At 61.7% G+C, this 12,227-nt stretch carries 10 protein-coding genes; 2 read left to right on the plus strand and 8 right to left on the minus strand.

Annotation, left to right across the window (positions count from 1 at the left end; all coding sequences use genetic code 11):
• Nucleotides 1-13: 13 nt before the first annotated feature.
• Nucleotides 14-982: an AraC family transcriptional regulator gene (locus HF916_RS21340; protein WP_168790809.1), complete on the minus strand. Its 969-nt coding sequence runs from the start codon at nt 980-982 to the stop codon at nt 14-16.
• A 318-nt stretch (nt 983-1,300) separates the two neighbouring features.
• Between HF916_RS21340 and HF916_RS21345 the strand changes: the two genes are divergently transcribed.
• On the plus strand, nt 1,301-2,353 hold the full coding sequence (locus HF916_RS21345) for an NAD(P)-dependent alcohol dehydrogenase (RefSeq protein WP_168792100.1): 1,053 nt from the start codon (nt 1,301-1,303) through the stop codon (nt 2,351-2,353).
• Nucleotides 2,354-2,574: 221 nt separating this feature from the next.
• Here HF916_RS21345 and HF916_RS21350 read toward each other — a convergent pair.
• Nucleotides 2,575-4,124 (minus strand): IS3 family transposase gene (locus HF916_RS21350; protein ID WP_240975460.1). Its coding sequence is split into 2 segments (ribosomal slippage): nt 2,575-3,650 and nt 3,650-4,124, totalling 1,551 coding nucleotides; the frame shifts between segments, so codons are not numbered across the junction.
• Between the two features lie 655 nt (nt 4,125-4,779).
• Between HF916_RS21350 and HF916_RS21355 the strand changes: the two genes are divergently transcribed.
• Nucleotides 4,780-5,736, plus strand: a complete 957-nt coding sequence (locus HF916_RS21355) for a LysR family transcriptional regulator (protein ID WP_168790810.1) — start codon at nt 4,780-4,782, stop codon at nt 5,734-5,736.
• A gap of 41 nt (nt 5,737-5,777) precedes the next feature.
• Here the strand turns inward: HF916_RS21355 and HF916_RS21360 are convergent, their stop codons facing one another.
• The 6 genes from HF916_RS21360 to HF916_RS21385 all read right to left on the minus strand — a co-directional run bounded on the left by HF916_RS21360 (nt 5,778) and on the right by HF916_RS21385 (nt 12,206).
• Nucleotides 5,778-6,920, minus strand: coding sequence for a nucleoside hydrolase (locus HF916_RS21360; RefSeq protein WP_168790811.1), 1,143 nt, complete (start codon nt 6,918-6,920; stop codon nt 5,778-5,780).
• A gap of 354 nt (nt 6,921-7,274) precedes the next feature.
• Nucleotides 7,275-8,756: a glucose-6-phosphate dehydrogenase gene (gene zwf, locus HF916_RS21365; RefSeq protein ID WP_168790812.1), complete on the minus strand. Its 1,482-nt coding sequence runs from the start codon at nt 8,754-8,756 to the stop codon at nt 7,275-7,277.
• Between the two features lie 289 nt (nt 8,757-9,045).
• Nucleotides 9,046-9,978, minus strand: coding sequence for a bifunctional Delta(1)-pyrroline-2-carboxylate/Delta(1)-piperideine-2-carboxylate reductase (gene lhpI / locus HF916_RS21370; RefSeq protein WP_168790813.1), 933 nt, complete (start codon nt 9,976-9,978; stop codon nt 9,046-9,048).
• A 45-nt stretch (nt 9,979-10,023) separates the two neighbouring features.
• Nucleotides 10,024-11,130 (minus strand): potassium channel family protein, encoded by a 1,107-nt coding sequence (locus tag HF916_RS21375; protein ID WP_168790814.1) that lies wholly within the window; start codon nt 11,128-11,130, stop codon nt 10,024-10,026.
• Between the two features lie 94 nt (nt 11,131-11,224).
• The gene (locus tag HF916_RS21380) at nt 11,225-11,476 is read right to left on the minus strand and encodes a hypothetical protein (RefSeq protein ID WP_168790815.1); all 252 of its coding nucleotides are present in this window, start codon (nt 11,474-11,476) and stop codon (nt 11,225-11,227) included.
• 97 nt (nt 11,477-11,573) lie between these two features.
• Nucleotides 11,574-12,206, minus strand: coding sequence for a C39 family peptidase (locus HF916_RS21385; protein WP_168790816.1), 633 nt, complete (start codon nt 12,204-12,206; stop codon nt 11,574-11,576).
• Nucleotides 12,207-12,227: the final 21 nt, after the last annotated feature.

Here is a 12,227-nt window from a genome sequence, read left to right on the forward strand (position 1 = left end):
CAAGCTCGCCCGATCACACCGCGGTGACGTAACGTGCCACCGGTTTGACCACGCGCGGCGGCGGCGCATCGTAGACGGCACGCATGCGCTTCACTTCGTCGACCGGGCTCAGCCCGAACAGACGCTTGAACTCGCGGCTGAATTGCGACGCGCTTTCATAGCCGACCCGCGCCGCGGCCGCGCCCGCATTCAAACCATCCTGCACCATCAGCAAACGCGCGTGATGCAAACGCGTGGTCTTCACGTATTGCATCGGCGAAGTCGCGGTGACGGCCTTGAATTGCGCATGGAACACGGCGAGGCTCATGCCCGCTTCGGACGCGAGCGTATCGACGTCGAGCACGCTGTGGTAATCCGCATGAATTCGCCGCAATGCTTTGGCAATGCGGCCGAAATGATTCTGATGCGTGAGCGCCGCGCGAATCGCGTCGCCCTGCTCCCCAGTCAGCACGCGATAACAGATTTCGCGCACCACACCGGGCGCGAGAATGCGCGCGTCGAGCGGCGAAGCCAGCGCGTCCATCAAACGTTGCACCGCGTTGCTCAGCGCCAGGTCGAGCGGTGTCGAATAGATGCCGACGGGTTCGTTCTGCGCGGCGCCGTGCGTTTCGTTCAACGCCATCAGCAATTCGGCCACCATGGTCAGATCGACGCGCACCGAGATCGCGAGGAATGGCTCTTCCGGGCTCGCCTCGGTCTCGCATTCGAATGGCAAGGGCACCGAGAGCACCAGGTACTGCTGCGCGTCGTACTGGAACACCTGATCGCCGAGAAAGCCGCGCTTACGGCCCTGGCAGACGATCACGATGCTCGGCTCGTACATGACCGGCATGCGCGGCATGGGACTATTCGCGCGCATCAGATTGACGCCTTCGAGACTCGTGCGCGTGAGGCCCGGGGTGGGCGCGAGCACATCGAATAACTCGACCACGCGCTGCTGTGCGGGATCGACCGATACGGGTTCAGCGGAACGGGGGGACATGACGGTATAGTGACGTGCGAGAGAATAATGCTTGAAATTTAGCACCAAACGACCTATCGCGCTCCTTGCCAGGAGTTTTAGGCAAATCTTCAAGACATTCAGGTATTCCAGGGCTCCCTGGCCGCTCCTATCATGGGAACCCTGCCGGATCATCCTTTTCCGCGCTGCGCCGGGCTCGGTTGCCAATTCCCAGTTTGACGAATTTGCCAGCCACCGCCCGCGCCGTGATCCCGGTTCATGACGAGGTTGGCCACATCGGCGACATGCGTCGCCCATCGCCGGCGCCTTGCGACTTCACCCTCTTTGCTGGAGCTACCCATGAGCACGACTTACGCCTATGCAGCGACCGACGCTACCACGCCGCTCGCCCCGTTCGAAATCCAGCGCCGCGAACTGCGCGCCCATGACGTGCAGATGGAAGTTCTGTTTTGCGGTGTGTGCCATTCCGATTTGCATCAGGCGCGCAACGAATGGAAGAACACGGTGTTTCCGGTTGTGCCGGGCCATGAGATTGTCGGCCGCGTGACCGCGGTTGGTCCGGACGTGACGAAATACAAGGCGGGCGATCTGGTCGGCGTCGGCTGTCTGGTCGATTCGTGCCGCACGTGTGCGAGTTGCGAGGAAGGTCTCGAGCAGTATTGCGAGAACGGTTTTGTCGGCACGTATAACGGTGTCGACCGGGTTGATGGGCAGATCACTTACGGCGGGTATTCCACGCAACTCGTCGTGGACGAAGCGTTCACGCTGCGCGTGCCGGAGAATCTCGATCCTGCGGGTGTCGCGCCGTTGCTTTGTGCGGGGATCACCACGTATTCGCCGCTGCGGACCTGGGGTGCCGGTCCTGGCAAGAAGGTCGGCATTGTTGGTCTTGGCGGCCTGGGGCATATGGGTGTGAAGCTCGCTCGTGCGATGGGTGCGCATGTTGTGTTGTTCACGACGTCGCCGTCGAAGATCGAAGATGCGAAGCGGTTGGGTGCGCATGAAGTCGTGATTTCCAGGAATGCCGAGGAAATGGAAGCGCATTTGAATAGCTTCGATTTGATTGTGAATACGGTTGCCGCTCAGCATGATCTGAATCCGTTTTTGAACCTGCTCAAGCGGGATGGGACTATGACGCTGGTCGGCGCGCCGGAGCATGATCATCCGTCGCCGCAAGTTTTTAATCTGATCTTCAAGCGGCGGCGTCTCGCTGGGTCGTTGATTGGGGGGATTGCTGAGACGCAGGAAATGTTGGACTTCTGCGGGGAACATGGGATTACTTCGGATATTGAGGTGATTCCTGCGCAGGGGATCAATGAGGCTTTTGAACGGATGCTAAAGAGTGATGTTAAGTATCGGTTTGTGATTGATTTGGATTCCTTGCGGAAGTGATTTTTGGTTTTTTTTGGCTTGCGCCGGGGGTCGTTTTTTTTGGCCTGCGGCGTGGGCTTTTTGATCGGGTTTTTTGTGCGTCGTTTTTTGACTGTGTTGTTTATGGTTTTGGCCTTTCCTTGAATTCATGGTGGTCTATTAGCGTTGCCCCTGTGCGGGGCGGCACTTACTTCTCTTTGCCGCCGCCGGTGTGTGTCAAGGTAGTTGTCGCCAGAACCGCGTTACGCTGCCTGCCTGTACATTTTGGCTGAGGCCGAGGTTCGTTCCGGATTCAGATAGACCGCGTCTGTCAGGTGCCAGTTGCGGATGGCCCCTGACCAGCGCGCCGGGTTTTGCATGCGCGCGCTGCGGTACAGCGCACGCCGTCGGGCCAGCAGGTCGTTGGCTTCGCCGCGATGCCGCTGGCCCGGGCTGACATACTTCAGGCCGCTGTGGCAGTGCTCTTCGTTGTACCACTGCACGAAGCGCTGCACCCATTCCCGAGCCGCCTCCAGCGTGTCGAACGGCTGCTCGGGCCACAACGGACAGTACTTTGCCGTGCGGAATAGCGACTCGGCAAACGCGTTGTCGTTGCTCACGCGCGGCCGGCTGAACGAAGGCTGCACACCGAGATCGATCATCGCCGCGCGCATGGTGGCACCTTTCATCGCACTGCCGTTATCCGAATGCAGCACCAGCGGCCGCCCGGCGAGGCCTTCACGCAAACATCCCTTGGCCAGCAGGACGCTCGCATGCTCGGCCGACTCCTGCTCCCAGACCTCGTTCATCACCAGTTTGCGGCTGTAGATGTCCTTCATCATGTACCAGTAGAAGTACCGGCCCCTGACTGTGGTCGGCATCCACGTAATATCCCAGCACCACACCTGATTCGGACCCTGCGCACAATGCGTCGTGAGCGTGCGTCGTCGCGGGGCTCGCGCACGGCCTCGACGCTGGCTTTGTCCTGCCGCTTTCAGCACCCGGTAAAACGTCGATTCGGATGCCAGATAAATCCCTTCATCCGCCAGTTTCGGCACAATCTGGTGCGGCGTCAGACTCGCGTAGCCCGGGCGGTTGGCTGCGTCGAGCACGGCCTGACGCTCGGCCTCACTGAGCTTGTTGGGCGGTGCCGCACGCTTCACCTGGGTGCGCCCGTCCTGCGGCGACAGGCGCCAGCGCTGGACACTGCGCACGCTGAGCCCCAACTGCTCGCATGCACGCGAGCGGCGTGCCCCATGCTGTACCGCTTCATCGATCAACTGCATGGCTTCATCGCGATCCGGGCTGCTGATCAGTCTTCCTCTTCCTTGCCCCAGATCGCTTCGGCTTTTTTTCGCAGGTTCAGCAACGCCGCTGCCTCCGCCCGCGCGGCATCGCTGCGCCTGAGCTGGCGCTCCAGCTCACGGATGCGTTTGTGAGCGGCCTTTGCTTCATTGCGCTGGGCAGCCGTTGGCTTTGTTTCAGGCGCTACGTTGGCCTGCTCGCACGCCTCGCGCCACTGCCGGATCTGCTCCGGATAGATGCCCTTGCTGCGACAGTACTGGGAGGTCTCGGCCTCGTTGAGCGACGCCGTCTCCAGCACCACCCTGAACTTGTCGGCGCTTGACCACTGATCGCTGGTTCTGCCATTACCCGGCATGAATACCCCTGCATCCCTTGCATGTTGCCGCCAGGTCCGTAGCGTCACCGTGGTGATGCCCGTCGCTCCCGCCAGCTCAACGACCGCACGATTAAACGGCGGCATCATCTGTTTGATTACCCACTCCCGGGTTTCCGCTGAATAGCGTTTCATCTTCCATTCGCTGTCCGCCCCCCATCTTTACACTAATCGGTTCGGGTGAGGCGACAACTAGCCTGACATGGAGGGCCGCAAAGAGAAGTAAGCAAGAGAAAGCGGCTCAAACCGCTAATTCTTAAGCGGGTCCCCCGTACAGTCGCGGTAGTGGTACATCTGGAATCAGTGCCCTCGCACATTTAGCCATACTGACAAAGCAGTCATACTTCCGGCGGCGCTACGCGCCCCGCGGCACTTCATTAAACCCACCGGTTTTTTCGGCATGTCGCCGAGGCGAAGCCGATGGCCCCCCGCCACACACACACAAACAAATCCACTGGTTTTTCGCGGATCGCTCCGGCGAGCGCGGAGCGCGAGGCGGGAAGTATGACGGCTTTGTCACCGGGGCCAAATGTGCGAGGGCACCGATTCCAGATGCACCACTGCCGCGACTGTACGGGGGACCCGCTTAAGAATTAGCGGTTTGAGCCGCTTTCTCTTGCTTACTTCTCTTTCGGCGGCAAAGAGAAGTAAGTGCCGCCCCGCACAGGGGCAACGCTAATAGACCACCATGAATTCAAGGAAAGGCCAAAACCATAAGTATCCCAAACAAAAAACACAGCGCAAGCAAAAAAAACCGCAAAACCTTAACCCTCGACTGGAGCATGAACCCGTGATTGACAGAATAACTGCAATGCGCACCTTCATCCGAATCGTGGACACCAACAGCTTCACCCGCGCAGCGGAATCATTAAACATTCCACGCGCCACGGCGACCACCATCGTCCAGAATCTGGAAGCCCTGCTAGGCACCGTCCTCCTGGCCCGCACAACGCGGCGCCTAAGCGTCACCCCCGAAGGCGCGGCCTACTACGAACGCTGCGCGCAAATCCTCGCCGACATCGACGAAATGGAAGCCAGCATCCGTCATGCGACGGATAACCTGACCGGCCGTCTGCGCATCGAAATGCCCGGCGCCGTAGCAAGCGCCATCGTGCTGCCAGCTCTGGACGACTTCCACACGCGTTACCCCAACCTCGATCTCGCGATCGGCATCAGCAACCGCACAGTCGATCTGATCACTGAAGCCATCGACTGCAGCATCCAGCTCGGCGAATTGCCGGACTCGAATCTGGTCGCGCGCCAACTCGGCACGCTCGAACACGTGACCTGCGCGAGTCCGGCCTACCTGGCCCGCTACGGTACGCCCACGGATCTCGACGATTTGCGAGGACATGCGGCCGTCAATTGCATGTCGCCGCATAACGGCCGCGAAGTAGATTTCGATTTCGAGGTGGACGGCGAAGCGCAAAACGTGAAGGTGAAAGGCTTCGTCAAGGTCAGCGACGAACAGGCCTATCTCACCTGCGGCCTGCAAGGCCTCGGCTTGATCCAGCCCGCGCGGATCGCCGCGCAACCGTATCTCGACTCGGGACTATTGCGCGAAGTCATGCCGCAATGGAAGCCCGTGCCGATGCCAGTCTCGGTTGCCTACGTGAAGAATCGCCGCGTGTCGCCGCGCGTGCGCGCGTTCGTGGACTGGCTGGCGGAGTTGTTCGAGAAAGCGGAGCACGTCGATCAGGATCTCTCGCGTGTCCGTCAATTGCTGCGCGGCCTGCATCCCGCCTGAGGCGGATTGAATGCAGGCGCGCAGCGCGGTAGAAAACCGCGTCAGCTCGGCAGCGTGACCGGCACCGGCCGTGTCAGCAGGTCGACATAGAAGTTAAAGAAATTCGGATTGTCGAAGCGTTTCACCACCGTCATCTTCTGCAAGACCGCCGGCGGCGAACTCGTATAACCGGTCGCCTTGCCATCGTTCGCACCGAAGCTCATGTCCACGTCCACCCATTCGTCCACGGACTGCGTGGCGAACGAAGGATGCATCAGATACGCCAGCGTCAGCGTGTCCCAGATGTTCGTCGTGTAGTTCGGGTTGGTCTCGAAACCGTTCTTGCCGTCGAAACCATAGCCATTCAACGTCTTGAACAATTGCGTGATGATGGTCTGCTTCGTCGGGTCGTGCGCGACACGGTCGTACAGCGCTTTGTCCATCTTCACGGTGTCGGTTACATCGAGCGGAATCACCACCTGTTTGATTGGCAGGCGCAACACGGTCTTCGCCGCTTCCGGATCGAACCACCAGTTGAACTCGGCAGTCGGCGTGGTGTTGCCCGGCACGTCGATCGCTCCGCCCATGTAAATGATCTGCTTGATCAACGGCACGATCTCGGGATGCTGGCGCGTGGCCAGCGCAATGTTGGTCAGCGGGCCGATCGCGAGAATCGTCACCTCGCCGGGGTATTGCGTCACCGAGTCGACGATGAAATCCACCGCGCTCTTGCTCTGCACCTTGGCGTGCGTCGCGAAGCCGTCAGGCGGCGCGACGAGGTCGCTGTCGGATTTCGGCTCAGGAGTATTCCATGCGCCGAGATAGCCGTCGCCGCCGGGGAATTGCTTCTGCTCGGCCTGAATGGTGGCGAAGTCGTGCGACAAGGCGTAATTGGCACCCGCATACACGCCGATCTGATTTTCAACGCCCAGACGTTCGACCGATTTCAACGCATCCGCCACGCCCTGCTTCAACCATTGATTGCCGGAGACCACCGTAATACCTAGCACTTTCAATGAGCCTTGCGCCTGCAATTGCGCGGCCATGACGCCGAGTTGGCCATCGTCGCTCAGCGTGTTGTAGTCGCTGTCGATAATCACTTTCGGCGGGTTCTGCGCATTGATCTCGCTACCGCCGCACGCCGAGAGCGCCGTGACGGCCACCACGCTTGCCACACACGTCATTGCCACGAGAAGTCGCTTCACTCATGTCGCCTTTTTTATAGCGCTGTGCCACGCGAAGGAGGCTCATCATAGACGTAATCCAGATGAAATCAAATCGTCATGTCGAATGGATAATTCACCGAGAGTGCATGCGCGCGAATGACGCGCATGACGAGCCGCAACAGAGCAAAGTCTGTTGCGGCCGATAACGCTCATGCAGGCGCGCCATCCCTCTTTGGCGGCAGCACGCATTTCGGGCTATCTGATCGCAACCGTCGTTGTTGTATTCGCAAGCGCATTCGCATGGAAGCGCCTGTCCAACGGGCGACAGGTTTCGGAGTAGACAGCTTGTGGCCCGCAAGCATCTTGCGGGCTTTCACAGCGTTGAGGCAAAGCTTATTGCGACTCTTCCGCCCACACCGCATTTTCGCGCGCCATCAATGCCGTCGAAGCAGCCGGTCCAAACGTGCCCGCCGTATAACCGCGCGGCTTTTCGCCCGATTTGCCCCAGCCTTCCAGAATCGGTTCGGCCCACGCCCATGCCGCTTCGAGTTCGTCCCGCCGCATGAAATGCGTGAGGCGTCCGCGAATCACGTCGATCAGCAAGCGCTCATACGCTTCCGCGCGACGCTCGGTGAAGGCTTGCTGCAAATCCAGATTCAGATTCACCGGCAGCATGTGCATACCGCTGCCCGGCTCTTTCGCGAGCACCTGCAACTGGATCGATTCTTCCGGCTGCAACTGGATCACCAGACGATTGCCGTAATTGCGCCCGCCCTTCGGAAAGATCGAGAACGGCAGTTCGGCGAATTCGATGACGATCTCCGACACCTTCTTCTGCATCCGCTTGCCGGTGCGCAGGAAAAACGGCACGTGCGCCCAGCGCCAGTTGTTGATATGCGCGCGCAATGCAACGAAGGTTTCGGCGCGACTGCCCGCCGGCACATTGTCTTCTTCCTGGTAACCCTTCACTGCCTCGCCGTCCACGGCGCCCGCGGTGTACTGCCCGCGCACGGTATCGCGCACGATGTCCTCGGGCGTCATGGGCCGCAGCGAACGCAGCACCTTGAGCTTTTCGTCGCGGACCGCATCCGGGTCGAGCGACACCGGCGGCTCCATCGCGACGATGCACAGCAATTGCAGCAAGTGGTTCTGCACCATGTCACGCAGCGCACCGGTTTTATCGTAGAAGCCCGCGCGGCTGCCCACGCCGACCGTTTCCGCCACCGTGATCTGCACGCTCTTGATATACGGCGCCTGCCACAGCGGGCCGAAAATCGGATTGCCGAAGCGCAGCACCATCAGGTTCTGCACGGTTTCCTTGCCGAGGTAGTGGTCGATCCGGTAGATCTGCGCTTCGCTGAAATGCTTGCCGACCGCCGTGTTGATTTCCTGCGCGGAGGCCAGATCGTGACCCAGCGGCTTCTCGAGCACGACGCGCGAGTTGGCGTCGATCAATCCCGCGGCGGCGAGGTTGTCGCAGATGTTAGTGAACAGATCCGGCGACGTCGCGAGATAGAACACGCGGCGCACGCCTTCGCGCGACACTTCTTTCAGACGCTGATAGTCCTCGACCGAGTCGACGTCCATGCGCACGTATTCGAACAGCGCAAGAAATTTGTCCCAGGCGCCGGCATCGAACGCTTTCTTTTCGATGAAGGGCTTCGCCTTCAGCTCCATGAATTCGTTGATGTACTCCTCACGCGACCAGGGCTTGCGGCCGATCGTGAGAATGCGGGTGTTCGGCGGCAGATTGCAGTGCAGATGCGCCATGTAGAGCGCGGGCAGCAGTTTGCGAAACGACAGATCGCCGGTACCGCCGAAGATGATCATGTCGAGCGGCAGGTCGGGAGTGGCAGAAGCGTGTTGGGTCGTCATAGCGCGGTCGCAGCGTCGTGAGGGATAAGGCGTCGGTCAACGGGCAGAAAAAAGCAGCAGCGCAGTGCCGGCGGACTGGCACTTTTTCTGGCAAACGCCTATGGTGCAACGTTTTGAGATTGTTTGCACGGCAACATGCGCCTCAGGTTGGCGCAATATGCCAACCTGGCGCGCTAAAGGCCTGTTTTCAGGACCTTTTTCGCATTCGCGGGCAACGCCCCATTCTGTGGCAAAGCACGCCCGCAGGCCGCTCACACAGCCCTCTCGCGCGCGCCTGTTCGCCAAACCTTCAACCACCCGACAACGCCTCGCGCGCCACGCGGCACGCCGCCAGATCCCACGCCGCGCAGCCGACGCTTTTAAATACGATCGGTTTTTTTTGCGGCAATAACGCTGCATTGTCGAGCACCGAAGCGATGCCGCCGACCTGAGCCCAGTCGACGCCGGCCTGAATGAAGTCGCCGGCTTCGTGGCGCGCGCCGGCTTCGTCGTCGACGAACAGCGCGCTGCCGCCGAGGGTGTGCGCGCCGATCTCGACCATGGCCGGTGTGAAGGCGCCGACGCCGATCACGAGGCGATCCGCGCGCGCCGCTTCGTCGTAGACGGGCTGTCTGCTCGTGGTCAGCGCGATCACCACGTCGACTGAGTCGGGGATCGTGGCGCCGGCTTGAGTCAGCGGCTGCAGATCATGCGCGTTGCCCTGATGCGCGGCGCAAAACGCCTCGGCGCGCGCGGGCGCGCTGCCCTTCACCCATACGCGCGCGTCGGGAAACAGTTCGCCGATCGCCTCAAGATGGTTGAGCGCCTGCGTGCCGGTGCCGATCAGCAGGAATTCGCGCGGCGTTGCGGCGAAGGTGTCGACGCCGAGCATCGAGATCGCTGCCGTACGGCGTCCCGTCACGGTCGGGCCGTCGAGGATGAAAAGCGTCTCGCCGGTGTCGGCGTCGAACGCCATCACTTTGCCGTGGATGGTCGGCAGGCCGCGTGCGCGATTGGCCGGGCATACGTTGACCAGTTTGTGGATCGCGAGATCGGGCGCGGTGGCCGGCATCGACAGCATGATGCCGTCTTCGTTGAGCGGCACGACGAGCCGCTCGGGACTCGCGATGCGCTGCTGCGCATAGTCGATCGTCGCGCGCTTGAGTGCATCGACGAGCGCGGCATAGGGAATCAGCCGCGTGGTCGCGGCGGCGTCGAAAGTCTGCGTGGTCGGGTGGGTCATGGGCAGGTTGTTCCAGTCTTTGGCAGAAGTTTGAGTTCGAATGGGCTAGCAGGAAGCGGACGTTTCATTCGGCTGGCGCGACGACTGGATCACCATCAGCAGATCGCCCGTCTCGATCGGACACGGCTCGTCTTCGTAAAACGACAGCACGCGCCCCGCGCGCACGAGACCCACCACCACCGCGCCCGGCAGCGCATTGCTCCAGCGGCCGATCTCCTGCGCCGTCGCCCGACGTTCGACCAGGTTGACGCGGCCGCGTGCCGACAACAGATCGTTCACGAAGGGCACGATGTATTCGCTGTCGACCGCGTCGGCAAGCAGCAAGCCGCCGATCTTGGTCGACGAGACGATCACGTTCGCCCCGGCCTGGCGCAACTGGCGCTGATAGGTCTGCTCCTGAATCCGCACGACGATCTTGGTCTGCGGCGCGACGCTGCGCACGGTCAGCGTGAGCAGGATCGCGGTGGCGTCGTCGGTGACGGCAATGATGACCGCGCGGGCGATCTGCACCTGCGCCTGCTGCAACAGATCCTCGCGCGACGGATCGCCGAGCAGCCCGGCGACGCCCAACGCCGTGGCCGCTTCCAGCGCCGCCTGCTGCGGATCGATCACGACGATCGATTCCGCGGTGAAACCGCTTTCCAGCAACTCGCGCACCGCGACCGAACCGCTCAATCCATAGCCGCAAATCACGACGTGATCGCGCAACTGCTTTTGCAGGCGTTTCATGCGGAATTCCTCGATGACGCGTTGAATGACGAACTGATAGGCGGTGCCGAGAAACACGAACCAGATGACGATGCGGATCGGCACGATAAAAAAAGCGTCGATGAGCCGCGCGCGGGCGGTCACCGGCACGATGTCGCCGTAACCGACGGTGGCCACGGTGACCATCGTGAAGTACATCAGATCGACGATGCCGAGAACTTTGCGGTTGGCATCGCGCAGGCCGTCCCGATCGAGATAGAGCACGGCGAAGGCGAGCACGCACAACCCGACCACCAGATAGACGCGATGCAGCAGCATGCGCTGCGGCGACGCTGCCGGCCGCGTGAACAGTGTGCGGGCGCGCGGCGCCTGCCAGGGCGTGCGGGCGCGGCGCGGCAAACGGAAGCGCGGCAGACGTGGCTCCGGCTTGGGCGAATCTGGCACTCGGCGGCTCCGGGAGTCGAGGACAAGCGATTCTACGACGCCGGGCGCGCCGAGGGGCCGGATCGCGAAAGCGGGACGGTGAGTCGCGCCGCCGTTACTGCGACGTATTTTTGTCGCCGCCCTTCTTACCGCTCTTGAACATCGCGCGGCACGCCGGGCTCAGTTCGTCGACGTGCTGCTTCATGCAGGCGGTGATCTTGTCTTCGTTGGGAATGTCGGCGGCGCAAAAATGCATGGCGTCGCCGCGGCAGGCCTTGGTCTGTTCGTCGCGGCTGGCAGCGTCCGCCGAGGCAGCGGAGCCAAGAGCAATCAAGCTGGCAGCAAACAGGGCGTAGGTTCGTTTCATGGCGGTTCCGGTATCGCAGAAGTCGGTACCGGCTCTCCAGCAGAAAACGGGCCCGATCACCGCGCTCACCGCACGACCTACTCGCCGCGCGTCGCGTCTAGCGCACGATCCGGCTGAGCGTCATGCCGCGTCCCGCGTAGAAACGCGTCATGGTGTCGAACGGCAGATACACATCCGCCTGATGCGGCGCGATACCCGAGGGATTGTGAAACCACACGCCATCGCGGCCGCGTCCGAGCAGCAAGATCAGATGGCCGCCCTGCCGCTGATTGGGCCGGTCGGGATAACGGATCTCGGGGCTCACGGAGACGATTGCCAGCGTCTCGGCGTTCAGGCGCGCGGCCATGTCTTCGAGCGGCGCCTGCGGCAGCACGTCGACCCGAACGCCGAACGCGCCGGCCACCCAATCGGCAAATGGCCGGTAGATCAAACCGTCGACGCCGCCATCCTCGCGCATGCGGTACACGCCATGCCGCAACGCTTCGTCGAGCAGCGCGGCGCGCGACGCGTGTTCGATGCGCCAATAGTCGAGCGCCGACTCGAGACACGTCAGACCGCACAGGCGCTTGGCCCAGAAGCGGTAATGCTCGGGGTCGGAGAAGCCGCTGCGCTGCCAGCCGGGATCGTCGCAGGGGTCGCCGTGCTGCTCGACGATCCGGCCAACCCATTCGGGACTGCCCCATTGCGTGTAGTACGGCACGCCGGCGTGGCGCAAGGTCGGTTCGTTCATCGGTAATGTTCGGAGTGGCTT

This window comes from Paraburkholderia aromaticivorans, from assembly GCF_012689525.1.
Lineage (GTDB): Bacteria > Pseudomonadota > Gammaproteobacteria > Burkholderiales > Burkholderiaceae > Paraburkholderia > Paraburkholderia aromaticivorans_A.

Coding starts and splice junctions, on each gene's coding strand:
- HF916_RS21340 (WP_168790809.1), bottom strand. CDS start 982: ATGTCCCCCCGTTCCGCTGAACCCGTATCGGTCGATCCCGCACAGCAG.
- HF916_RS21345 (WP_168792100.1), top strand. CDS start 1,301: ATGAGCACGACTTACGCCTATGCAGCGACCGACGCTACCACGCCGCTC.
- zwf (WP_168790812.1), bottom strand. CDS start 8,756: ATGACGACCCAACACGCTTCTGCCACTCCCGACCTGCCGCTCGACATG.
- lhpI (WP_168790813.1), bottom strand. CDS start 9,978: ATGACCCACCCGACCACGCAGACTTTCGACGCCGCCGCGACCACGCGG.
- HF916_RS21380 (WP_168790815.1), bottom strand. CDS start 11,476: ATGAAACGAACCTACGCCCTGTTTGCTGCCAGCTTGATTGCTCTTGGC.
- HF916_RS21385 (WP_168790816.1), bottom strand. CDS start 12,206: ATGAACGAACCGACCTTGCGCCACGCCGGCGTGCCGTACTACACGCAA.